Here is a 23767-nt window from a genome sequence, read left to right as displayed (position 1 = left end):
TGCTCGGCCGAGATGTCAGCGCTTGCTGATCAGGTCGGCCGGGAACGCTCCCGCCTGGGTCGCCGTCCGGGCGAACGTGCCGGCCAGCTCGGTCAGCCGGGCCACGCCCTCGGCCCCCAGCAGCTCGTAGGGGCGCCGGTCCAGCCGGTCGGTCTCCTCCTCCAGCTGCTTGCGCAGCTCGGTACCCCGCTCGGTCAGCTCCCCGTCCGCGTCCAGCAGCCCGCGGTCGGCCAGCCGCTGCTGAGCCGCGGCCCAGTCCCGCTCGTTGTACCCGCGGGTGTCCATCACCCACCTGGGGTTCATCCCGTGCCCGCTGGCGGTGTGGCTCACCAGCGCCTCCAGCGCGTCGAGTTCGGCGTGCTGGAGAGCGGCTATGTGGCCGTCCCCGCGGTGCTCGCGCAGCAGGGCCGCCGCGTGCCACAGCGCCAGGTGTGGCGAGGTGTCCAGCGGCGGAACGGGCAGGTCCGCGTTGGCGGAGTACAGCGGACGTCCGGAACGGTCGCAGCCCTCGGCGGCGCGCAGCGCCAGCTGTGCGGCCTCGGTCATTTCGGGGGAGGCCGCCGCCTCCTCGCCCAGCAGGCCGCGCAGCGTCGCGTCGGCGGCGCGCAGCCGAGCCGCCAGTACGGTCTCAGGGGACGCGGCGTCCCACACCTCGGGGACGAAGCGGGCGACCAGCGCGTGGCTGTAGTTGTAGAAGGTGGCCGTCACCGTGCCCGCGCCCACCGCTCCCAGCGGTGCGGACCGGGTGGCCAGATTGACGGCGTGGGGGTCGTCGATGCCGTACGGGGAGAGTTCCTTCCCCAGCGCGGGTGAGAAGTAGAGCGTGGAGTGCAGGGCGTTCAGGGCGTTGTGGCAGCGCCGCCCGGCGCGTTCGGGAAGTGGCCTCATGCCCGTACGCTACCGCTGGGTACGCCGCCTATGAAGGCTTGCCCCTCGCATGGGGGCTGCGCTTGCCCACCCTGCTCCCCCCAGACTCCGTCCGGGAGGTACCCCCATGGCGCAGACTGCCCAAGCTTGCAGTAGCCATTCAGGGTCGCGGCCAAACAAATCGTGGAGCTCGGCGGTCGAGGAAGGCGGCGACCCCTTCGGCGGCCTCTTTACTGCGCGCCGCCTCACGTTGCCAGTGCTCGACGCGGTCGGGACCGGTGCGGCCGTCGGCGAACTCCTTGGCCGCCGCCTGGGTCAGCGCGGATCGCACCGCGAGGGTCCGCGCGAATTCGGCGACCCTTTTGTCGAGTTCCGCCCCATGGTGCACCTCGTCCACCAGCCCCACCCGCAGGGCCCGCTCGGCGTCGATCAGTTCCCCGGAATAGAGCAGGAACTTGGCGGTGGCAGGGCCGACCAGGCGCACCAGGCGCTCGGTGGAGGAGGCGGGGTAGACGATGCCCAGCTTGGCCGGGGTGATCCCGAAGCGCGCGTCGTGCGCGGCGAACCGCAGATCACAGGCGGCGGCGAGCTGACAGCCGCCGCCGACGCAGTGTCCGCGCACCAGCGCGAGCGTGGGCTTGGGGAAGGCGGCCAGCGCCTCCTCAGCCGCCACGGCCAGCGCCTGCTGCTCCCGCGCGGCGCCGCCCCTCCCCGAAGGAAGGCCTCCCTCGGCCGTGTCCCGCAGCGCGCTGATGTCCGCGCCCGCGCAGAAGGTGCCGTCGGCTCCGGTCAGCACCAGGACACGTACGTCGGGGTCGGCCGCGAGCTCGGCCAGCAGTTCGGGCAGCCTGCGCCACATCGCGGGCGTCATGGCGTTGCGCTTGGCGGGGTGGTCGATGGTGAGGGTCCGGACGCCCTCGTCGTGCTCGTCGTGCTCCCCCGGTACGCGCAAGGTCGGCTCCATACGCGTGATCGTATCCGGGGCGCGATCTGTCACGGAGCTGATCGGGGCGTAAGTCTTCTGTCAAATGCCATCGATACGTGCCAAGTTGCAGTCACCGGACCAGGTCGGCTCCGCGCGGTACCACCATGCAATGCAAGTACATCTGCAAGTACATCCAGGTACCGAGCAGGAGAGTGGGTGCTCAGATGGAGAGCCGCGGTGGGCAGCTGTCCGGAGTTGTCGACGAGGCTCCACCAGTCGGGGAGAGAGACGGGTCCCTGAGCGCGGTCCGCGGCGGGGTGGTGACGGGCACGGTGAGCACGGTCGCCGCTGTCCTGCCGCTGCGGGAGCGCGCGGAGCGGCAACGGCGGTCCGAAACAAGAACACTCGGCTGCGGCCACGAGGGCTCGCTGGGGTACGCGCACGCCAGTGCGCCGGGGCCGCAGGAGGGCGCATGGCGGTTCACCGCGCCGACGACTGCCTCCTCGGTGCCCCGGCTACGGCACGCCGCGCGCGATCTGCTGGAGCGCCAGCCGGCACACGTTCCCCAGGAGGTGCTGGAGGGAGCGCTGCTGATCCTCTCGGAGCTGGTCACCAACGCCGTGCAGCACGCGGCGCTGCTCTCGCCCGAGATCGGAGTGGAGGTCTCGCTGAGCGGCGGATGGCTCCGGGTGGCGGTGGAGGACAGCCACCCCTACCGGCCCAAGGCGCTGGAGGCCGAGCCGTTCCGGGAGCACACCGGCGGCCGGGGACTGCTGCTGGTCAAGACGCTCACCAGCGAGGCGGGCGGGGTGTGCGACGTGGAGCAGACCGGAGTGGGCGGCAAGGTCGTCTGGGCCGCGCTGCCACTCGGCTGAGCCGGCTCGGCCGCCACTCGGCCGGGCCGGTGCCGTTCACCAGTTCCCGGCGCCGCCCGTCACCTCGCGGATCGCCGGTCTGGCGGCGTCCAGCACGGTCATGAACCAGGTGGAGAACGGGTCCGTCGCGTGCCGCTTCTCCAGCTCGTCCCAGGTCACGAACGCGGTCTCGGAGATCTCCTCCGGGTCAGGGCGCAGCTCGTCCCGCAGCAGTCCCACGAACAGGTGGTTGAATTCCTGCTCGACCAGCCCCGACGCCGGGTCCGGGTGGTTGTAGCGGACGGTGCCCGCCTCCCGCAGCAGCGAGGGCGCCACCCCCAGCTCCTCACCGACCCGCCGGGCAGCGGCGGCGAACGGCGGCTCGGCCGGATACGGATGGCCGCAGCAGGTGTTGGACCACACCCCCGGAGAGTGGTATTTGCCCAGCGCGCGGCGCTGCAGCAGCAGCCTGCCAGCCTCGTCGAAGAGGAAGACGGAGAAGGCGCGGTGCAGCTGCCCGGGAGCCACATGCGCAGAGAGCTTCTCCGCGGTGCCGATCGTCGTCCCGTCCTCGTCGACCAGTTCGAGCATGATCGGGGCCGCTGGGCTGTTCGCCATGGTGATCCTTCGGGTGGGCCTGTGGGCAGCGTGATCCAGTGTGCCGCAGGCAGCGCGTCAACTCCGCATTCTGCGGGATTCTGTCTACCTCGCGCGTATCTGTGCCCATTGCTGTCGATGTGCGACTGCCGACGACATGCCGCCTCAGGCCGACGGCATGCCCGCCTCAGGCCGGCGACACGCCGCCTCAGGCCGTCGGCGTGCGGGCCTCCGGATGGCGCAGCAGCCAGCCCTCCCACGCCGAGGCGACCATCTCGCGCACCCCGAAGCGCGGCTCCCAGCCCAGCTCCGCACGGATCCGCTCCGCCGAGGCCACCACCCGCGCGGGGTCGCCGGGGCGGCGTGCGACCACCCGGGGCTCCGGCTCGGCTCTGCCGGTGACCTCGGCCACGAGCTCGGCCATCTCCCGCACGGAGACGCCGGTGCCGGTGCCGACGTTGAGTGTCAGGTCGCTCCCGGCCGCCCGCGGCTCCTCCCGCGCGGTCCCCTGCTCCGCCGGGGTGCCCGCCGCCAGCGCGCGGGCCGCCGCGACATGCGCCTCGGCCACGTCCCGCACATGGATGTAGTCCCGTACGCAGGTGCCGTCCGGCGTCGGGTAGTCGTCGCCGAAGATCCGGGGAGTCTCGCCGCGGGTCAGCGCGTCGAAGAACATCGGGATGATGTTGAAGATCCCGGTGTCGGCCAGCTCGGGCTCCGCGGCGCCGGCCACGTTGAAGTAGCGCAGGCAGGCCGTGGCCAGCCCGTGCGCCCGGCCCGTCGCCCGCACCAGCCACTCGCCGGCCAGCTTGGTCTCGCCGTACGGGTTGATCGGTTCGGTCGGCGTCTGCTCGGTGACCAGGTCCACGTCCGGCATTCCGTAGACCGCGGCGGAGGAGGAGAAGACGACGCGCCCCACCCCCGCGTCGACCACGGCACCCAGCAGGGTGACCAGTCCGTGCACGTTCTCCTCGTAATAGGACAACGGCTGCTCGACGGACTCGCCCACCTGCTTCCTGGCCGCGAGATGGATCACACCGGTCACGCCGTACTCGGCGAGCGTGCGGTCCACCAGTGGGCGGTCCAGTACGGAGCCGCGCACCAGCGGCACCTCGGGCGGCAGCCGCTCGGCCAGCCCGCTGGAGAGGTCGTCCAGCGCGACGGCGCGCTCCCCGGCGGCCGTCATGGCCCGTGCGACGTGCGCGCCGATATAGCCCGCGCCACCTGTGATCATCCACGTCATGGCCCGAACCCTATCGGCCTCGGTTGTGGCTCGAGCCGGTGATCCACCATGCTGGGGCGCGCGGGCGCTTCCCGGGCAACACCGGGGCGGTGAACGCTCGGTGAAGGCTCCCTTTGGCGATCCGATACTCTCTGCCGACGTGCTGCCGACCCCTTGCGGGTGACGGCGCACGCTGCCCGCTGCCTCAGTTGTCCCCTCTCGCGCGGGTATGCCAGCTTCCAAGGAGTGAGTTCGTTCTGTCGACCGCCATCCTCACCGGTCCGCCGGTTGCCGGGTCGTCGCTCGAGGCCGACCTGCGCTCGCTCGGCTTCGATGTGCGTGTGGCCTCCCGGCCCGCCGAGCTCGCCGGCCACCTGGCCGCCGCTGCGGCGAACGAACGGCTGGCCCTGATCGACCCCCGCTTCGTCGGCCACACCCACGCCCTGCGCCTGGCGCTGAAGGACCCCCGCTTCGAGGCGGGAGCGCTGCCCGGTGTGCTCGGTGTCACCCCCGAGGCCCGGCGCGCGCTGCCGGGCGAGCTGACGGGCGGCCCCCAGGAGGCGGCAGCGGCGCTGGAGGCGGCCGGCGTGCAGGTGCACCGGCCCGAGCTGGGCACCCTCGTGGCGACCGTCCCCACCGACGAGACGGCGCGCAAGGAGGCCGAGGCCGCCGTCGCCGCGGTCGACGACGAGGCGGTACGGCTGCGCTCCGCGGTCAAGTCCCGCGACGGCTTCTTCACCACCTTCTGCATCAGCCCCTACTCGCGCTACATCGCCCGCTGGTGCGCCCGCCGGGGCCTGACCCCCAACCAGGTCACCACGGCGTCGCTGGTCACCGCGCTGATCGCCGCCGGATGCGCCGCCACGGGCGAGCGGTGGGGCTTCGTCGCGGCCGGTGTGCTGCTGATCGCCTCCTTCGTGCTGGACGCGACCGACGGCCAGCTCGCCCGCTACGACCTGCAGTACTCCAAGCTCGGCGCCTGGCTGGACGCCACCTTCGACCGGGCCAAGGAGTACGCGTACTACGCGGGCCTCGCGCTCGGTGCCGCACGCGGCGGGGACGACGTATGGGCCCTGGCGCTCGGGGCCATGCTGCTGATGACCGCGCGGCACACCGTCGACTTCTCCTTCAACGAGGCCGGCCACGACCTCTCGGAGAACACCAGCCGCACCGCGGCGCTCTCCAGCAGGCTGGACAGCGCGGGCTGGACCGTATGGGCCCGGCGGATGATAGTGCTGCCCATCGGCGAGCGCTGGGCCCTCATCGCCGTACTGACGGCCGCCACCACTCCGCGCGTCACCTTCCTGGTGCTGCTCGCTGCGGGCACCCTCGCCGCCTGCTACACCACGGCGGGCCGGCTCCTGCGCTCCCTGCACCGCAGGGCCCGCACCGACCGCGCGGCCGCGGGCATCCGCGCGCTCACCGACAGCGGCCCGCTCGCCGAGCTCGCGGCGCGGCTGCTGCGGCCCGTCCGGCTGCCGCTGTTGGGTGTGCCCGCCGTCGCCCTGTTCGGTGGCGCAGTGATCCTCGCCACCGCTTGGGCCGCGCCGCTCGGCGGCTACTGGCCCGTACTGGCGGCCGCGGTCTACGCGCTCTGTGCCGGGGTCGCCCTCGCCAGGCCCCTCATGGGCCCGCTGGACTGGCTGCTGCCGCCGTTCTTCCGTATCGCGGAATACGGCACGATCCTGGTGCTGGCCGCCCGTGCCGACACCGACGGCACGCTCCCCGCGGCATTCGGGCTGGTAGCGGCTCTCGCCTACCATCACTACGACACGGTGTACCGCATCCGCGGCGGCACCGGAGCGCCTCCGCACTGGCTGGTGCGGGCGGTCGGGGGGCATGAAGGACGGACCCTGGTGGTCACCGTCGCGGCGGCCCTCTGGCTGGGCGATGGCGGCCACATGCAAGGCTTCAATTTCGCGCTGACCGCGCTCGCCGTGGTCATCGCGGCCGTGGTGCTCGTCGAGAGCATCCGTTTCTGGGTGTCGTCGCAAGCACCCGCAGTACACGACGAAACAGGAGAACCCGCATGATCGGCCTCGTGCTGGCCGCCGGCGCCGGACGGCGTCTGCGCCCCTACACCGACACCCTGCCCAAGGCCCTGGTGCCCGTCGACGGTGAGACCACCGTGCTCGACATCGCCCTGGCCAACTTCGCACAGGTCGGTCTGACCGATGTCGCGGTCGTCGTGGGCTACCGCAAGGAGGCCGTCTACGAGCGACAGGCCGAGCTGGAGGCCAAGCACGGCGTCAAGCTCACCCTGATCGACAACGACAAGGCCGAGGAGTGGAACAACGCCTACTCCCTCTACTGCGCCCGTGAGGTCTTCAAGGAGGGTGTGCTGCTCGCCAACGGCGACACCGTGCACCCCGTCTCCGTGGAGAAGACGCTGCTGGACGCGCGCGGCAACGGCCAGAAGATCATCCTCGCCCTCGACACGGTCAAGGACCTCGCCGACGAGGAGATGAAGGTCGTCGTCGACCCGGCCAAGGGCGTGCAGCGCATCACCAAGCTGATGGACCCCGCCGAGGCCACCGGCGAGTACATCGGCCTCACCCTGATCGAGCCGGAGGCCGGCGCGGAGCTGGCCGACGCGCTGAAGGCCACCTTCGAGAAGGACCCGCAGCTCTACTACGAGGACGGCTACCAGGAGCTGGTCAACCGCGGCTTCAAGGTCGACATCGCCCCCATCGGCGACGTCAAGTGGGTCGAGATCGACAACCACGACGACCTCGCCAAGGGCCGGGAGATCGCATGCCAGTACTGACCCGCCTCATCCCGTCGCCGGTCGTCGTGGACATCAGCCGCGGCGCACTGGACGACCTGGCGGGCCTGTTGGCCGATCAGCGGATCTCCACCAACGGCAAGCTCGCCTTCGCCATCAGCGGTGGCTCCGGCGCAGCGCTGCGCGACCGGTTCGCGCCCCTGCTGCCGAACGCCTCCTGGTACGAGGTGGGCGGTGGCACGCTGGACGACGCGATCAAGCTCGCCGACACCATGAAGAAGTCCGGGCGCTACGACGCGGTGGTCGGGCTCGGCGGCGGCAAGATCATCGACTGCGCGAAGTACGCGGCCGCGCGGATCGGGCTGCCGTTGGTGGCGGTCGCCACCAACCTCTCGCACGACGGCCTGTGTTCACCCGTCGCCACCCTCGACAACGACGCGGGCCGCGGCTCCTACGGGGTGCCCAACCCGATCGCCGTCGTCATCGACCTCGACGTCATCCGCGAGGCCCCCGAGCGCTACATCCGCTCCGGCATCGGCGATGTGATCTCCAACATCTCCGCCGTCAAGGACTGGGAGCTGGGCCACGAGGTGCACGGGGAGGCCATCGACGGACTGGCTGCCGCCATGGCACGCCAGGCCGGTGAAGCACTCCTGCACCACCCGGGGGATGTCAGCGACGACGGCTTCCTCCAGGTGCTCGCCGAGGGCCTGGTACTCACCGGTATCTCGATGTCGGTCGCCGGGGACAGCCGTCCGGCTTCCGGCGCCTGCCACGAGATCAACCACGCCTTCGACCTGCTCTTCCCCAAGCGCGCCGCGCCCCACGGCGAGCAGTGCGGTCTCGGTGCCGCCTTCGCCACCTATCTGCGCGGGGACAAGGACACGGCCAAGCTGATGGTGGAGGTGATGCGCCGGCACCAGCTGCCGGTGCTGCCCGCCGACATCGGCTTCGACCCGGACGAGTTCGTCGAGGCCGTCGCGTACGCGCCGCAGACCCGCCCCGGGCGGTACACGATCCTGGAACACCTCGACCTGTCCACCGACCAGATCAGGGACGCGTACGCGGACTATGCACAAACCATCGGTAGCTGAGCTGCGGCCGGTCGTCCACCCCGCCGGGGTGAAGGACCGGCGCAGCGGTGAGCACTGGGCCGGCCGGCTGTACATGCGCGAGCTCTCGCTGCGCGTCGACCGGCACCTGGTGAACACCCGGGTCACCCCCAACCAGCTGACGTATGTGATGACCCTCGCCGGGGTGCTGGCGCTGCCGGCGCTGCTGGTGCCGGGCGTCCTCGGCGCGGTCCTGGGTGTGGTGATGGTCCAGCTCTACCTGCTGCTCGACTGCGTCGACGGCGAGGTGGCCCGCTGGAAGAAGCAGTTCTCGCTGGGCGGGGTCTACCTGGACCGGGTGGGCGCCTACCTGTGCGACGCGGCCGTGCTGGTCGGCTTCGGCCTGCGCGCCGCCGACCTGTGGGGCGGCGGCCGGATCGACTGGCTGTGGGCCTTCCTGGGCACGCTGGCCGCGCTCGGCGCCATCCTGATCAAGGCGGAGTCCGACCTGGTGGGCGTGGCGCGCCACCAGGGCGGGCTCCCGCCGGTCAAGGAGTCGGCGTCCGAGCCGCGCTCCTCGGGCCTCGCGCTGGCGCGCAAGGCCGCAGCGGCGCTGAAGTTCCACCGGCTGGTGCTGGGCATCGAGGCGTCCTTGCTGATCCTCGTCCTCGCGGTCGTCGACCAGATCAGGGGCGACCTGTTCTTCTCCAGGCTCGGTGTCGTCGTCCTGGCGGCCATCGCGGTGCTCCAGACGCTGCTGCACCTGGTGTCCATCCTGGCCTCGAGCAGGCTGAAGTGACGGAGGGCGGAGAAGCGGTGACCAAGGCCGCGAAGACGATGCGACTGGGTGCCGTCGTGCTCACCATGGGCAACCGCCCCGAGGAGCTGCGCGCGCTGCTGGAGTCGGTCGCCAAGCAGCACGGCGAGGCGATCGAGGTCGTCGTGGTGGGTAACGGTGCGCCGTTGCCCGAGCTGCCGGACGGTGTACGGAAGGTCGAGCTTCCGGAAAATCTAGGCATCCCCGGTGGGCGGAATGTCGGGATCGAGGCGTTCGGCCCCTCGGGCGCCGAGGTGGACGCGCTGCTGTTCCTGGACGACGACGGGCTGCTGCCCGGGGCCGACACCGCCGAACTGGTGCGCGAGGCGTTCGAGGCCGACCCGGGACTGGGCATCATCAGCTTCCGTATCGCCGACCCGGAGACGGGCGTCACCCAGCGCCGCCACGTGCCCCGGCTGCGCGCCTCCGACCCGATGCGCTCCTCGAAGGTCACCACCTTCCTCGGCGGCGCCAACGCCGTGCGCACCAAGGTGCTGGCCGAAGTCGGCGGCCTGCCCGACGAGTTCTTCTACGCCCACGAGGAGACCGACCTGGCCTGGCGCGCGCTCGACGCGGGCTGGGGCATCGAATACCGCGCCGACATGGTGCTGCACCACCCGACAACGGCTCCCAGCAGGCACGCCGTCTACCACCGGATGGTGGCCCGCAACCGCGTCTGGCTCGCCCGTCGCAACCTTCCCGCGCTGCTCGTCCCCGTGTACCTGGGGGTATGGCTGCTGCTGACCCTGGCCCGGCGCCCCTCCATGCCGGCGCTGCGGGCCTGGCTGGGCGGCTTCAAGGAAGGCTGGACCACGCCGGCGGGCGTACGCAGGCCGATGCGGTGGCGTACGGTATGGCGTCTGACGCGGCTGGGACGCCCGCCCGTGATCTGACAAGCTCGTGTCTGAGAGCATCAGCCCCGGATTCACTTGCGCAGTGTGAGGACGAAAGTTTCCAACGTGAGCGAGACAACCCACGACAGCGCCGACAGTTCGGTCGGCGTGCTGCCTCCGCCGTCACCGGACGACCGGCTGACACCGTCCGAACTCGCGGCCAAGTACGGCCTGTCGGTCAGCGGAGCGCGCCCCTCGCTGCCCGACTACGTACGGCAGTTGTGGGCGCGGCGGCACTTCATTCTGGCCTTCTCCCGGGCGAAGCTGACGGCGCAGTACAGCCAGGCGAAGCTGGGCCAGTTGTGGCAGGTCGCGACGCCGCTGCTGAACGCGGCCGTCTACTACTTCATCTTCGGTGTGCTGCTGGGAGGCCGCAAAGGCACGCCGGGTGGCAGCGAGAACTACGTCCCGTTCCTGATCACCGGGGTGTTCGTCTTCACCTTCACCCAGACCTCGGTGCTCACCGGCGTACGGGCGATCTCCTCGAACCTCGGACTGGTACGGGCCCTGCACTTCCCGCGCGCCGCGCTGCCGATCTCGGTGGCGCTCCAGCAGCTCCAGCAGCTGCTCTACTCGATGATCGTGCTGGTCGTCATCCTGCTCGGGTTCGGTGAGCTGCCGAGGTTCTCCTGGCTGCTGATCCTGCCGACGCTGACCTTCCAGTTCATCTTCAACACCGGCCTGGCGCTGATCCTGGCCCGGCTGGGCAGCAGGACGCCTGACCTGGCGCAGCTGATGCCGTTCATCACCCGGACCTGGATGTACGCGTCCGGCGTGATGTTCCCCCTCAAGTACATGCTGGAGAAGCGGGCCAGCGCTCCGGGCTGGCTCACCGAGCTGCTCCAGGCAAACCCCGCCGCCGTGTACATGGACCTGATGCGGTTCTCCTTCATCAGGGAGTACACCAGTGCCCAGCTCCCCTCGCACGTGTGGGCGCTCGCCCTCGGCTGGGCGGTCGTCGTCGGCGTCGGCGGATTTGTTTTCTTCTGGAAGGCGGAGGAGCGTTATGGCCGTGGCTGAGCAGACCGAGCCGAGCGGGCCTCCCGCCGAGTCCGGCACCAAGACCGAGACCCAGGCGGCACAGACACCGGCGCCGTGGGTGCCCACCGTCATCGCCGAGGACCTGCACATCGTCTACCGCGTCTACGGCGGATCCAAGGGCAGGGGCAGCGCCACGGCGGCCCTCAACCGGATCGTCCGCCGCAAGCCTGGCGGCGGTATGCGCGAGGTGCACGCGGTGCGGGGCGTCAGCTTCACCGCGTACCGGGGCCAGGCCATCGGCCTGATCGGCTCCAACGGCTCGGGCAAGTCCACGCTGCTCAAGGCCATCGCCGGGCTGCTGCCCGCGGAGAGCGGCAAGGTGTACACCGACGGCCAGCCCTCGCTGCTGGGTGTGAACGCGGCCATGATGAACGACCTGACCGGCGAGCGGAACGTGGTGCTCGGCGGCCTGGCCATGGGCATGTCCCGCGAGGAGATCGGCCGCCGCTACCAGGGCATCGTGGACTTCTCGGGCATCAACGAGAAGGGTGACTTCATCACCCTGCCGATGCGCACCTACTCCTCCGGCATGGCGGCCCGGCTGCGCTTCTCCATCGCCGCGGCCAAGAACCACGACGTGCTCATGATCGACGAGGCGCTGGCCACCGGCGACAAGCGGTTCCAGAAGCGCTCCGAGGCCCGCATCCGCGAGCTGCGCAAGGAGGCCGGCACGGTCTTCCTCGTCAGCCACAACAACAAGTCCATCCGCGACACGTGCGAGCGGGTGCTGTGGCTGGAGAAGGGCAAGCTGATGCTGGACGGGCCCACCGAAGAGGTCCTCAAGGAGTACGAGAAGTTCACCAGCAAGTAGCTGGGAGAGCCGATCCCCCCGTGCGGGGGACGGAAGCGGCCCGCTGCACCGGCATCAGCCGGTGCAGCGGGCCGCTTCGGTGTGTCGGACCCGGTCGGACCCGGTCGGATCCGGTCAGATCCTGGTCAGACCCCGGTGCGGGCCGGCTCGCGGTCGCCGCGCGCCTCGTCGCCCGGCTCCGTGTGGCCGGGTTCCGTGTCGTCGGGCGCCGCCTCGGTGAGCCCCGCCTTCGCGTGCAGCCGCCGCAGCGGTGCCGGTGCGTACCAGGCCGTACGGCCCAGCAGCCGCATCGCGGCCGGCACCAGCACCCCGCGTACCGCCACCGCGTCGATGAGGATGGCCAGGCCGCTGCCCAGGCCGAACATCTGGATGAAGGAGACCTGGCTGGTGGCGAAGGCGAAGAAGCTGACGGCCAGCAGCCCCGCCGCCATGGTCACGATCCGTCCGGTGCGCGAGAGCCCGCCGGTCACCGCCTCGCGGTTGTCGGCCCCGGCCTCGTGCAGCTCCTTGATCCGGCTGGTCACGAAGACCTCGTAGTCCATGGAGAGGCCGAAGACGATGCAGAACATCAGCACCGTCATCGAGGTGTCCATCGGCATCGCGGTGAAGCCCAGCAGCGAGGCCAGGTGCCCCTCCTGGAAGATCCACACCATGGCGCCGATGGAGGCGGTGAGGCTGATGGCGTTGAGCACCAGGGCGCGCAGCGGCTGCGTCACACTGCCGGTGAAGAGGAAGAGCAGGACGAACGTGGAGCCGACGACCCAGGCGACGGCGGCGGGCAGCTTGTCGGCGACGGCCGCCTTGGAGTCGATCAGCTCCGCGTCCTGCCCGCCGACCAGCGTCTTGGTGCCGCCGGGGCCCGGCAGGTCGCGGATCTCCCGTACGAGGTCCTGTGCCTTGCCGGAGGCCGGGGTGAGGTGTGAGGTGACCGTCAGCCGGTGCGTGCCGTCCCGCTCGAACGCGGCACTCGTGGGACCGGGGCCGCGTACGGAGCGCCCCTCGGCGTAGGTGCCGGTCGCGGCCTGGACACGGGTGACGCCCTCCAGCCGGGAGATCCGCTCGGCGTACCGGCTCACGGACCGGTCACCGGCTCGGCCCTCGGTGACGATCGAGACGGCGGCCGCGTCGTTGCCCGCGAAGTCGTGCTGGAGCGCGGTGGAGACCTGGCGGCTCTCGGCGCTCTCGGGGAGCACCCGCGCGTCGGGGGTACCGAACGTGGCGCCCAGCAGCGGACTCGCGGCGACCAGCAGCACGGCCAGCACCGGGAGCGCGGTCAGCGCGGGACGCCGCATCACCGTGCGGGCCAGCCGGCCCCACAGCGGGGCCTCCGGCTTGCGCACCGCGTCCGCCCACGGCAGCCGTCCCTTGTTGACGCGGTGCCCGAGCACGGCCAGCAGCGCGGGCACGATCAGCAGGGCAGCGAGCGCCGCGATGGCCACCACTCCGATGCCCGCGTAGGCGAAGGAGCGCAGGAAGAACGGCGGGAAGAGCAGCAGTGCGGCGAGCGCGGCGACGACTGTGGAGGCGGAGAAGAGCACGGTGCGGCCCGCGGTGCGCACGGTCGTACGCAGTGCCTGTTCCGTGTCGTCACCGGCGCCGAGCCGCTCGCGGAAGCGGCTGACGAGCAGCAGCCCGTAGTCGATGCCCAGGCCGAGGCCGAGCGCGGTGGTGAGGTTGACGGCGAAGACGGAGACGTCCGTGATGCTGCCGAGCAGATACAGCTCCGCGAAGGTGCCCAGGATCGCCACCAGTCCGATGGCCAGCGGCAGCAGCGCGGCGACGACGCTGCCGAAGGCGACGATGAGCAGGAGCAGCGTCACGGGGACGGCGATCGCCTCGGCCACGGCGAGGTCCTCGGAGACCTGCTCGTTGACCTGTTCGTTGAGCGCGGCTCCGCCTCCGGCGCGCACCGAGACGGCGCCCCTGTCGCCGGTCCATTTGTCGGTCACCTCGGTGACGCGTTCGGTGTCGTTCTGGTCCATATGGGCGAGCACCAGGGCCTGCGAGCCGTCGCGTGAGGTCAGGGCCGAGCCGCCGGGTGCCCAGTAGGAGGTCACCTGCGTCACGCCGGGCTCCTCGCGCAGGCCGCGGGTGAGCTTCTGGCCGGCCTGTTCGACGGCCGGGGCGTCGAGGTCGCCGTTCTCGGCGCGGACGAGGAGGACGAGGTTGGGCTCGCCGTGGAACTTCTCGTCGATCTGCGCTGCGGCGCGCGAGGAGGGCGAGTCGGGGTCGTCGAACCCGCCGCCCTGGAGTTTGCCGAAGGCGCCGAAGCCGACGGCGGCCAGGGCCACCACCGCCAGCAGGGAGAGCACGAGCACCCCTCGTGCTCGGCGGTAGGTCAGATTCGCTATGCGGTCCAGCACGTTGGGGTCCCCCGGAAGCGCTAGTGACGGGCAAGAGGACGCCGCTGGATGTTCACGGCGTCAACATGCATCATGGCGGGCAATGTTATCGGCGTCAACATCGGGCAGGATGGAGACATGCAGGCGAAGGCGAACACCCCAGCGACGGTCAGAGCGGCACGCAGCCACGGCAAGGGCCGCTACCACCACGGAGACCTGCGCAACGCGCTGATCCAGGCCGCCATCGAACTGGCAGCCGAAGGCGGCCCGGACGCCGTCGTACTGCGCGCCGCGGCGCGCAAGGTCGGCGTCTCGGCCACCGCCGCCTACCGGCACTTCGCAGGTCACAGCGATCTGCTCGGCGCCGTCAAGGACTACGGCCAGCAGCGCCTGGTCGCCTGTATGGAGGCCGACGGCCGCGAGGTGCACGGCCAGGGGCGGGAGGCGACCCGGCAGCGGATGTTCGCACTCGGCCGCGGCTACATCCGCTTCGCCAGACAGGAGCCCGGCCTCTTCCGCACGGCCTTCTGCCGCAAGGTCCTCGGCGGCATCGGAATGACCGAGGAAGGCGCCCTCGTCGACGAGGACCCCGAGAGCGGTGAGCGGGGCCCCGGCTGGGAGACGCGCTCGTTCGAATTGCTGATCGAGACCCTGGACGAGGCGGCCGCCGTCGGTCTGATCGCCCCCGAACGGCGGCCCGGAGCCGAGCTGAGCGCCTGGGCCATGGTCCACGGCGCGGCGATGCTCTTTCTCGACGGGCCGCTGGACGCCCTCAGCGAGGAGCAGGCGGACCTCGCCATCGAACGGGTGCTCCACGACGTGGTCGCGGGGCTGGGCGTGGCATGAGCCCCGCTCGCGCTCGCCGAACCGGCCGGTCGGCGCCCGCGCCACAGGCTGCCGGCCGGAAGCGTCAGGGTGCCGGAGGGGCCGGAAAATTGCCGTGGCCCGGCACCGTGACCCCTCGCACACGGGGTTGATGTACGGCGTAAGCTGTTTCGGTGCTGATTCGCGGTAAGTCGGGCGAACAGGGCCCGGTCGGCCTGTGCCGCCGGCCGCTTTCGCAGGCCAGCGCGTGCGGCGTGTCCGAAATAGGATCTTCTGGCGCAGCGGTGTAGAAACGGAGATGTGACGGCAATGGCCATGGGCAGCACGTGGTGACCGCGGAGGAGGACGCGCACGCGAGCGCGGTGCTCTCCAAGGCCAAGGCGGAGAACTTCCCGGTGGCCCCCCGCTTCCTGCCCCGCGCGTGGCGGGACGACCTGATGGCCGTCTACGGATTCGCCCGCCTCGTCGACGACATCGGCGACGGGGACCTGGGGGCCTCGGGACCCGCGCACGCCTCCTCGCTCGGCCTGGCACCCGACCAGACCGACGACCCGCTCGCCATGCTGGACGCCTTCGAGGCCGATGTCCACCGGGTGTTCGAGGACGCCGCACCGGGCGGCACGCCCCCGCCGGGACCCGGCCACCCGCTGCTGCGCGCCCTGGTGCCCACCGTCCGGCGCCGGGGCCTGACCCCCGAGCCGTTCCTCGCCCTGATCGAGGCCAACCGGCAGGACCAGAAGGTGCGCCGCTACGCCACCTACGCCGAACTGCTGGCCTACTGCGAGCTGTCGGCCAACCCGGTGGGCCGCCTCGTCCTCGCCATCACCGGCACCACGACCCCGGAGCGGGTACACCGCTCGGACGCGGTCTGCACCGGGCTGCAAATCATCGAACACCTCCAGGACGTCGCCGAGGACCTCGCCCGTGACCGGATCTACCTGCCGGCCGAGGACATGGCACGGTTCCGCGTGAGCGAGGCCGATCTGGCGTCGCCGACCGCGAACGCTTCGGTGCGCGCCCTGATCGCGTACGAGACCGAACGCGCGCTGGCCCTGCTGGACGAGGGCGTGCCGCTGGCGCGCAGCGTGCACGGCAGGCTCCGGCTGCTGCTCGCCGGATTCACCGGCGGCGGCAGGGCAGCCGCCGCAGCCCTGCGCGCCGCGCGGTACGACGTACTGGGCCAGGTCCCCCGGGCCGGCACCGCCGGGGTGCTGCGCGAGACCTGGGCGAGCCTGCGAGGGAAGGGGTGAGCGAAGCGGTGGGGAAGACCGAGAAGGCCGCCAGAACGGCACGGGCCCAGGCCACCAGGCCGGCCCAGCAGCTCCCCGCGCAGGTGACCGCCGCCTACCGCTACTGCGAGGCCGTCACCGGGGCGCAGGCCCGCAACTTCGCCTACGGCATCCGGCTGCTGCCCGTTGCCAAGCGGCAGGCCATGTCCGCGCTGTACGCGTTCTCCAGACGCGTGGACGACATCGGCGACGGCGACCTCCCCCAGGAGGCCAAACGCAGCCGGCTGGAGGAGACCAGGGCGCTGCTGGCCAGGATCAAACAACGGGAGATCTCCCACGACGACACCGACCCGGTCGCGGTGGCGCTCAGCCACGCGGCCGGCCGCTTTCCGATCCCGCTCGACGCGCTCGACGAACTCATCGACGGCGTGCAGATGGACGTCCGCGGCGCCAGCTACGAGACGTGGGACGACCTGAAGGCGTACTGCCGCTGCGTGGCCGGCGCCATCGGACGGCTCTCCCTCGGCGTCTTCGGCACCGTGCCGGGCGCGCGCGAGACCTCCCGCGCCTCCGAGTACGCCGACACCTTGGGGCTCGCGCTCCAGCTGACAAATATTCTCCGCGACGTCCGGGAAGACGCGGAGGGCGGAAGAACGTATTTGCCCTCGGAGGATCTCGAGAAATTTGGCTGTGCCGCGGGTTTCACCACCGACACGGTGCCGCCAGGCGCCGACTTCACCGGGCTCGTCCACTTCGAGGTGCGGCGGGCACGTGCGCTGTTCGCCGAGGGCTACCGGCTGCTGCCGATGCTCGACCGGCGCTCGGGCGCCTGCGTCGCGGCCATGGCGGGGATCTACCACCGGCTGCTGGACCGCATCGCTGCGGACCCCGCTGCGGTGCTGCGCGGCCGCGTCTCGCTGCCGGGACACGAGAAGGCGTATGTGGCGGTGCGCGGACTGTCGGGCTTCGACGCGCGGCTGGTGTCCCGCCAGACGTCGCGGCGGAGCGCCTGATGCCACTGCCGCCCACGCCGCGCCCGACGGGGCACCGGGCAACCCGCCACAGCGGTGGGGCGTCCCAGCGTGCGCGGACCACACCCACGCACCGGACTCAGGGGAGGAGCGTCCATGAAGGCGGACGATGTGCGGCCCGGTGAACGGCCCGGCGCCGCACGGCGTGCCGTGGTCCTCGGCGGCGGCCTCGCCGGGACGACAGCGGCGCTCCGGCTGGCCGAGGCGGGCCTGGAGACCACCCTGGTGGAGACCCGGCCCCGGCTGGGCGGGCTCGCCTTCTCCTTCCGGCGGGACTCCGCCGCCGGGCCGCTGAACGTCGACAACGGCCAGCACGTCTATCTGCGCTGCTGCACCGCCTACCGGTGGTTTCTCGAAAGAGTGGGCGCAGCCGGGCTCGCCCCGCTGCAGGAGAGACTGGACGTGCCCGTCCTCGACGTCGGCGGCGGTCGGCCCCGGCTCGGCCGGCTGCGGCGCACCGCGCTGCCCGTCCCGCTGCACCTGGCCGCGAGCCTGGCCGGCTACCCGCACCTCTCGCTCGCCGAGCGCGGTGCCGTGGCCCGCGCGGCGCTCGCGCTCAAGGGGCTCGACCCGGCCGACCCGGCGCTGGACGCCATCGACTTCGGCACCTGGCTGCACCGGCACGGCCAGTCGCCCCGCGCCGTCGAGGCGCTGTGGGACCTGGTGGGCACCGCCACCCTCAACGCCCGCGCGCCGCAGGCCTCCATGGGGCTGGCCGCGATGGTGTTCAAGACCGGTCTGCTCTCCGAGCCCGGCGCCGCCGACATCGGCTGGGCACACGTCCCGCTCGGCGACATCCACGACGTGCTGGCGCGGACGGCCCTGGAGAAGGCCGGGGTGCGCGTCCTGCTGCGTACCCGGGCGCGCGCCGTCCAGCCCGGCGAGTCCGGCGGCTGGCGGGTGACGGCGGATCAGGGCGGCAGCGGCGCCGAGGAATTGACGGCGGACACCATCGTGCTCGCCGTCCCGCAGCGCGAGGCACACCGGCTGCTGCCCCCGGGCGCCCTTGCCGACCCGGGCCGGCTGCTGGACATCGGCACGGCGCCCATCCTCAACGTCCATGTGATCTACGACCGCAAGGTCCTGCGCAGACCCTTCTTCGCCGCGCTGGGCACCCCCGTCCAGTGGGTCTTCGACCGCACCGACGCCTCCGGGCTCACCGGCGGCGGACAATATCTGGCGCTCTCCCAGTCGGTCGCGCACGACGAGATCGACCTGCCCGTCGCAGCCCTCCGCGAGCGGTATCTGACCGAGTTGGAGCGGCTGTTGCCCGCAGCCAGGGGGGCCGGGGTGCGGGACTTCTTCGTCACCAGGGAACGCACCGCCACCTTCGAGCCGGCGCCCGGAGTCGGTCGGCTGCGGCCCGGTGCCCGCACCCTGGCGCCCGGCGTCTACCTGGCGGGCGCATGGACCGCGACGGGCTGGCCCGCGACGATGGAGAGCGCTGTCCGCAGCGGCGCGGCCGCGGCGCGCGAAGCCCTCGTCGCACTGGGGCGTCCGTACGGGTCGGAACCGGTCCCCGGCATCGAAGGAAGGGCCCATGAGCACCACTGACGCCAAGAGCCCGGTCACAACCGAGACCCCGGCCAGTACAGCCAGCACGACAGCACCGCACAGAGGAGACCCTGTGACCCCGCCGAACCGACAACTCGTGAACGAGGACGACGAGGGCGTGAAGGGCGAGGAGGCCGGCCGCAGGGACGTCAGCGCGCTGCTGGAGCGCGGACGCACGCTCTCCACCCCCGTGCTGCGCGCGGCAGTCGAGCGGCTCGCCCCGCCCATGGACACCGTCGCCGCCTACCACTTCGGCTGGATCGACGCCGAGGGCCGCCCCTCGGACGCCGCGGGCGGCAAGGCGGTACGGCCCGCGCTCGCGCTGCTGTCGGCCGAGGTGACCGGCAGCGCGCCGGAGACGGGCATCCCCGGCGCTGTCGCGGTGGAACTGGTGCACAACTTCTCGCTGCTGCACGACGACCTGATGGACGGCGACGAGCAGCGCCGCCACCGCGACACCGTCTGGAAGGTGCACGGCCCCGCACAGGCCATCCTGGTGGGAGACGCGCTGTTCGCACTCGCCGGGGAGATACTGCTGGAGCTGGGCACGGTGGAGGCCGGGCGCGCCACCCGGCGGCTCACCCTGGCGACCCGTAAGCTCATCGACGGCCAGGCCCAGGACATCTCCTACGAGCACCGCGACCTGGTGACGGTTCAGGAGTGCCTGGAGATGGAGGGGAACAAGACCGGTGCGCTGCTGGCCTGCGCCGCCTCCATCGGCGCGGTGCTGGGCGGTGCCGACGACCGCACCGCTGACGCGCTGGAGGCCTATGGACACCACCTGGGCCTCGCCTTCCAGGCCGTCGACGACCTGCTGGGCATCTGGGGCGACCCGCAGGCCACCGGCAAGCAGACCTGGAGCGATCTGCGGCAGCGCAAGAAGTCGCTCCCCGTCGCCGCCGCACTCGGCGCGGACGGCCCCGCCGCGGCGCGGCTGGCGAAGCTGATGACTCAGGACGCGAAGAAGAGCCAGGCGGAGTTCGAGGACTTCCACGAGGCGGAGTTCGCCGAGCGGGCCGCGCTGATCGAGGAGGCAGGCGGCCGCGAGTGGACCTCCCAGGAGGCCCAGCGCCAGCACACCACGGCCCTCGCGGCCCTCGACTCGGTCCGGATGCCGGGCCGGGTGCGCGACCAGTTCGCCGCGCTCGCCGACTTCGTCGTCGTACGGCGGGGGTGAGCAGGCCCCCACTCGCGGCTCCGAGCAATCGGACACTTCGGAAGGAGAAGGGATGACGGCCACGACGGACGGACCCGCTGGACCCGGCGTCTCCGGAACGAAGCACAAAGAGCGCGAAACCTCCGCCACCGCGCCCATGGGCACAGGCGACATCACGGCGCTGGCGGAGCGGACCGCGGCCCGCGCCGTCGACCACCTGCTCGCCCGCCAGGACGAGGCCGGCTGGTGGAAGGGCGACCTGGAAACCAACATCACCATGGACGCCGAGGATCTGCTGCTGCGCGAGTTCCTCGGCATCCGCGACGAGAAGATCTGCGCCGCGGCGGCCCGGTTCATCCGCTCCCGGCAGCGCGAGGACGGCGCCTGGGCGACCTTCCACGGCGGCCCGGGCGACCTGTCCGCCACCGTCGAGGGATACGTCGCTCTCAAACTCGCGGGCGACGATCCCGAGGCACCCCATATGGCACGCGCCGCGCAGTGGGTGCGGGAACACGGGGGCGTGGCCCGCGCCCGCGTCTTCACCCGGATCTGGCTCGCCCTGTTCGGCTGGTGGCGCTGGGAGGACCTGCCCGAACTCCCCCCGGAGATCATCTACTTCCCCACCTGGGTGCCGCTCAACATCTACGACTTCGGCTGCTGGGCCCGGCAGACCATCGTGCCGCTGACCGTCGTCTCCGCCTTCCGCCCCGTACACCCCGCGCCCTTCCGGCTGGACGAGCTGCACCGCGACCCGGCCAACCCGCTGCCGCGCACCCCGATGGCACCCGTGACCAGCTGGGACGGCGCCTTCCAGCGCATCGACAAGGCCCTGCACGCCTACCGCAGGGTGGCCTCCCGCAGGCTGCGCCGCGCGGCGCTGAAGGAGGCCTCGCGCTGGATCATCGAACGGCAGGAGAACGACGGCTGCTGGGGCGGCATCCAGCCGCCCGCCGTCTACTCGCTGATCGCGCTGCGGCTGCTCGGCTACGACCTCGACCACCCCGTGATGCGGGCCGGACTGGAGTCCCTGGACCGCTTCGCGGTCTGGCCCGACGAGCACACCAGGATGATCGAGGCCTGCCAGTCCCCGGTCTGGGACACCTGCCTGGCCTCCATCGCGCTGGCCGACGCCGGGCTGCCGCCGGACCACCCGGCGCTCGTCAAGGCCGCCGACTGGATGCTGGGGGAGCAGGTGGTACGGCCCGGCGACTGGTCCGTCCGGCGCCCCGAGCTGGTTCCGGGCGGCTGGGCGTTCGAGTTCCACAACGACAACTACCCGGACATCGACGACACCGCCGAGGTCGCCCTGGCGCTGCGCCGCATCCACCACCCCGACCGCGAGCGGGTCGAGCGGGCCATCGGCCGGGCCGTGCGCTGGAACCTCGGAATGCAGTCCGGCAACGGTGCGTGGGGCGCCTTCGACGTCGACAACACCAGCAAGTTCCCCAACCGGCTGCCGTTCTGCGACTTCGGCGAGGTCATCGACCCGCCGTCGGCCGATGTGACGGCGCACGTGGTGGAGATGCTGGCGGCCGAGGGCAAGCAGCACGACCCGCGCACCCGCAAGGCCGTCTCCTGGCTGCTGGCCGAACAGGAGGCCGACGGCTCCTGGTTCGGCCGCTGGGGCGTCAACTATCTCTACGGCACAGGGTCCGTCGTCCCGGCACTCGTGGCCGCCGGGCTGCCCGCCTCCCACCCCGCCATCCGGCGCGCCGTGACCTGGCTGGAGAGGGTCCAGAACGACGACGGCGGCTGGGGCGAGGACCTGCGCTCCTACATCGACTCCGAATGGGTCGCGAGCGGCGCCTCCACCGCCTCGCAGACCGGATGGGCGCTGATGGCGCTGCTGGCGGCGGGGGAGAAGGACAGCAAGGCCGTCGAACGCGGCATCGGCTGGCTGGCCGAGACCCAGCGCGAGGACGGCTACTGGGACGAGCCGTACTTCACCGGCACCGGATTCCCCTGGGACTTCTCCATCAACTACCACCTCTACCGGATGGTCTTCCCGCTCACGGCGCTGGGCCGCTATCTGCACGGCGACGGCCTGGAGCGGGCCGTGCGGCGGGACGCCTGATGGAGAGCCCGGCAGCCCCGCACCCGCTGCTGCTGACGTGTGCGCTCGGTATCGAGCACCTCGCGCTGCGCCGCGGGCTGGGGCGCAGCCCGGGCCGCCACGACCCGAACGGGGGAACGGCCCCGGAGAACGTGCGGCTGCTCCGCAGCGGTATGGGCGCCCAGGCCGCGCGACGCGCCACCCACCGGGCCCTCGCCCAGGAGCCCGTGCCCGGCGGCACCGCCGTGCTGGCCACCGGCTTCTGCGCGGGCCTGCGGCCCGGCATGCGGCCGGGCGACCTGGTGGTGGCCTCCGAGACCCGGGACCCGCGCGGGCACACGCCCTGCACCGGAACCGAACTCCTGGCCACCGCGCTGGCCCGGTACGGCACCGTCCACATCGGCACCCTGGCGGGCACCGACCACGTGGTACGGGGCCAGGCCAGAGCCGCCCTGTACGACGCCGGAGCCATCGCCGCCGACATGGAGTCCGCCGCCACCCTGGACGCCGCCGCAGCGGGCACGGCCAGGCGTCCGGTTGCGGCCGTACGGGTGGTGGTGGACGCTCCGGGCCATGAACTGATCCGCATCGGGACACTGCGGGGTGGAATATCGGCATTCCGCGTCCTTCGCGGTGTCCTGCCCGCATTCCTTGAATGGCACCGATCCCTGCTGCTCCCCTGGAGGTGAGCCAGAAATGGCCATGCCGCTCCGCCAGACGCTCCGTATCGGGACGTATCTCTTTCAGCAGAAGCTCCGCAAGCGGGAGAAGTTCCCGCTCATCGTGGAGCTCGAACCGCTCTTCGCCTGCAATCTCAAATGCGAGGGCTGTGGAAAGATCCAGCATCCCGCCGGAGTGCTCAAGCAGCGGATGCCGGTTGCCCAGGCGGTGGGGGCCGTTCTGGAGTCGGGTGCTCCCATGGTCTCCATCGCGGGCGGTGAGCCGCTGATGCACCCGCAGATCGGGGAAATCGTGCGACAACTCGTGGCCCGGCGCAAATATGTATTTCTCTGCACCAATGCGATGCTGCTGCGCAAGAAGATGGACGAGTTCACGCCTTCCCCTTATTTCGCGTTCGCCGTGCACATCGACGGGCTCCGGGAGCGGCACGATGAATCCGTGGCCAAGGAGGGCGTGTTCGACGAGGCGGTGGCCGCGATGAAGGAGGCGAAGCGCCGCGGTTTCCGCGTCACCACCAACTCCACCTTCTTCAACACCGACACCCCGCAGACCGTCATCGAGGTCCTCAACTACCTCAACGACGAACTGAAGGTCGACGAGATGATGGTCTCGCCCGCCTACGCCTACGAGAAAGCGCCCGACCAGGAGCACTTCCTCGGCGTCGAGCAGACCAGGGAGCTGTTCAAGAAGGCGTTCTCCGGCGGCAACCGGGAGCGCTGGCGGCTCAACCACAGCCCGCTCTTCCTGGACTTCCTGGAGGGCAAGGCCGACTTCGACTGCACCGCCTGGGCCATCCCCAACTACTCGCTCTTCGGCTGGCAGCGCCCCTGCTATCTGATGAGCGACGGCTATGTGCCCACCTACCGGGAGCTGGTGGAGGAGACCGACTGGGACAAGTACGGCCGCGGCAAGGACCCGCGCTGCGCCAACTGCATGGCGCACTGCGGCTATGAGCCGACCGCCGTGCTGGCCACCATGGGCTCTCTCAAGGAGTCCCTGCGCGCCGCCCGGGAGACCGCGGGCCGTACATCCCACTGAGATCGGACCGATTCGCCGGAGCAGGGGGGCCGACCATGTCCTTGCTGAAGTCCACCG

General features: G+C 71.5%; 21 protein-coding genes. 16 read left to right on the top strand and 5 right to left on the bottom strand.

Annotated features, from left to right (window positions below; all coding sequences use genetic code 11):
• Positions 1 to 15: 15 nt before the first annotated feature.
• Both HC362_RS05085 and HC362_RS05080 read right to left on the bottom strand, forming a co-directional pair.
• Positions 16 to 888, bottom strand: a complete 873-nt coding sequence (locus HC362_RS05085; RefSeq protein ID WP_243082623.1) for a hypothetical protein — start codon at positions 886 to 888, stop codon at positions 16 to 18.
• A 139-nt stretch (positions 889 to 1027) separates the two neighbouring features.
• Positions 1028 to 1831: an enoyl-CoA hydratase/isomerase family protein gene (locus HC362_RS05080; RefSeq protein WP_243082621.1), complete on the bottom strand. Its 804-nt coding sequence runs from the start codon at positions 1829 to 1831 to the stop codon at positions 1028 to 1030.
• A 389-nt stretch (positions 1832 to 2220) separates the two neighbouring features.
• Between HC362_RS05080 and HC362_RS05075 the strand changes: the two genes are divergently transcribed.
• Positions 2221 to 2667 carry an ATP-binding protein gene (locus HC362_RS05075; protein WP_243088366.1) on the top strand — a complete coding sequence of 149 codons (447 nt, stop codon included), beginning with the start codon at positions 2221 to 2223 and terminating at the stop codon, positions 2665 to 2667.
• 36 nt (positions 2668 to 2703) lie between these two features.
• Here the strand turns inward: HC362_RS05075 and idi are convergent, their stop codons facing one another.
• Both idi and galE read right to left on the bottom strand, forming a co-directional pair.
• Positions 2704 to 3264, bottom strand: a complete 561-nt coding sequence (gene idi, locus HC362_RS05070; protein WP_243082620.1) for an isopentenyl-diphosphate Delta-isomerase — start codon at positions 3262 to 3264, stop codon at positions 2704 to 2706.
• A gap of 187 nt (positions 3265 to 3451) precedes the next feature.
• On the bottom strand, positions 3452 to 4483 hold the full coding sequence (gene galE / locus HC362_RS05065) for a UDP-glucose 4-epimerase GalE (protein WP_243082619.1): 1032 nt from the start codon (positions 4481 to 4483) through the stop codon (positions 3452 to 3454).
• Positions 4484 to 4719: 236 nt separating this feature from the next.
• Here galE and HC362_RS05060 point away from each other — a divergent pair, with 236 nt between their 5' ends.
• From HC362_RS05060 to HC362_RS05030, 7 genes are all read left to right on the top strand, one after another.
• Positions 4720 to 6495: a DUF5941 domain-containing protein gene (locus HC362_RS05060; RefSeq protein WP_243088365.1), complete on the top strand. Its 1776-nt coding sequence runs from the start codon at positions 4720 to 4722 to the stop codon at positions 6493 to 6495.
• Positions 6492 to 7229, top strand: coding sequence for a phosphocholine cytidylyltransferase family protein (locus HC362_RS05055; protein ID WP_243082618.1), 738 nt, complete (start codon positions 6492 to 6494; stop codon positions 7227 to 7229). Before HC362_RS05060 ends, HC362_RS05055 begins: the two co-directional genes overlap by 4 nt.
• Positions 7217 to 8281 carry an iron-containing alcohol dehydrogenase family protein gene (locus HC362_RS05050; RefSeq protein WP_209267513.1) on the top strand — a complete coding sequence of 355 codons (1065 nt, stop codon included), beginning with the start codon at positions 7217 to 7219 and terminating at the stop codon, positions 8279 to 8281. The genes HC362_RS05055 and HC362_RS05050 overlap by 13 nt, the downstream gene beginning before the upstream one ends.
• Positions 8259 to 9038 carry a CDP-alcohol phosphatidyltransferase family protein gene (locus tag HC362_RS05045; RefSeq protein ID WP_243082617.1) on the top strand — a complete coding sequence of 260 codons (780 nt, stop codon included), beginning with the start codon at positions 8259 to 8261 and terminating at the stop codon, positions 9036 to 9038. The genes HC362_RS05050 and HC362_RS05045 overlap by 23 nt, the downstream gene beginning before the upstream one ends.
• Positions 9039 to 9076: 38 nt before the next feature.
• A complete protein-coding gene (locus HC362_RS05040) occupies positions 9077 to 9949 on the top strand; it encodes a glycosyltransferase (protein ID WP_243088364.1) in 873 nt (290 codons plus the stop codon).
• Positions 9950 to 10015: 66 nt separating this feature from the next.
• Complete coding sequence (locus HC362_RS05035) at positions 10016 to 10969, top strand: ABC transporter permease (protein WP_243082615.1); 954 nt, start codon at positions 10016 to 10018, stop codon at positions 10967 to 10969.
• Positions 10956 to 11801, top strand: a complete 846-nt coding sequence (locus HC362_RS05030; RefSeq protein WP_243082613.1) for an ABC transporter ATP-binding protein — start codon at positions 10956 to 10958, stop codon at positions 11799 to 11801. Before HC362_RS05035 ends, HC362_RS05030 begins: the two co-directional genes overlap by 14 nt.
• 125 nt (positions 11802 to 11926) lie before the next feature.
• Here HC362_RS05030 and HC362_RS05025 read toward each other — a convergent pair whose 3' ends face one another.
• The gene (locus HC362_RS05025) at positions 11927 to 14164 is read right to left on the bottom strand and encodes an MMPL family transporter (RefSeq protein WP_243082612.1); all 2238 of its coding nucleotides are present in this window, start codon (positions 14162 to 14164) and stop codon (positions 11927 to 11929) included.
• A gap of 72 nt (positions 14165 to 14236) precedes the next feature.
• Between HC362_RS05025 and HC362_RS05020 the strand changes: the two genes are divergently transcribed.
• The 8 genes from HC362_RS05020 (at position 14237) to hpnH (ending at position 23710) form a co-directional block, all read left to right on the top strand.
• The gene (locus tag HC362_RS05020; protein ID WP_243082610.1) at positions 14237 to 14989 is read left to right on the top strand and encodes a TetR/AcrR family transcriptional regulator; all 753 of its coding nucleotides are present in this window, start codon (positions 14237 to 14239) and stop codon (positions 14987 to 14989) included.
• Positions 14990 to 15294: 305 nt separating this feature from the next.
• On the top strand, positions 15295 to 16218 hold the full coding sequence (gene hpnC / locus HC362_RS05015) for a squalene synthase HpnC (RefSeq protein WP_243082608.1): 924 nt from the start codon (positions 15295 to 15297) through the stop codon (positions 16216 to 16218).
• 83 nt (positions 16219 to 16301) lie between these two features.
• Positions 16302 to 17210, top strand: coding sequence for a presqualene diphosphate synthase HpnD (gene hpnD, locus HC362_RS05010; RefSeq protein WP_243088363.1), 909 nt, complete (start codon positions 16302 to 16304; stop codon positions 17208 to 17210).
• Between the two features lie 114 nt (positions 17211 to 17324).
• Positions 17325 to 18782, top strand: a complete 1458-nt coding sequence (hpnE, locus tag HC362_RS05005; RefSeq protein ID WP_243082606.1) for a hydroxysqualene dehydroxylase HpnE — start codon at positions 17325 to 17327, stop codon at positions 18780 to 18782.
• Positions 18769 to 19959: a polyprenyl synthetase family protein gene (locus tag HC362_RS05000; RefSeq protein WP_243082604.1), complete on the top strand. Its 1191-nt coding sequence runs from the start codon at positions 18769 to 18771 to the stop codon at positions 19957 to 19959. The genes hpnE and HC362_RS05000 overlap by 14 nt, the downstream gene beginning before the upstream one ends.
• A gap of 52 nt (positions 19960 to 20011) precedes the next feature.
• A complete protein-coding gene (gene shc, locus HC362_RS04995; RefSeq protein WP_243082603.1) occupies positions 20012 to 22012 on the top strand; it encodes a squalene--hopene cyclase in 2001 nt (666 codons plus the stop codon).
• The gene (locus HC362_RS04990) at positions 22012 to 22680 is read left to right on the top strand and encodes a 1-hydroxy-2-methyl-2-butenyl 4-diphosphate reductase (RefSeq protein ID WP_243082602.1); all 669 of its coding nucleotides are present in this window, start codon (positions 22012 to 22014) and stop codon (positions 22678 to 22680) included. Before shc ends, HC362_RS04990 begins: the two co-directional genes overlap by 1 nt.
• Before the next feature lie 7 nt (positions 22681 to 22687).
• Positions 22688 to 23710, top strand: a complete 1023-nt coding sequence (gene hpnH / locus HC362_RS04985) for an adenosyl-hopene transferase HpnH (protein WP_243082600.1) — start codon at positions 22688 to 22690, stop codon at positions 23708 to 23710.
• The last annotated feature ends 57 nt before the right edge of the window (positions 23711 to 23767 follow it).

The organism is Streptomyces sp. 891-h, from assembly GCF_022760275.1.
Taxonomy (GTDB): Bacteria; Actinomycetota; Actinomycetes; order Streptomycetales; family Streptomycetaceae; genus Streptomyces; species Streptomyces spirodelae.
This window is presented reverse-complemented; position numbering and strand designations above follow the sequence as displayed.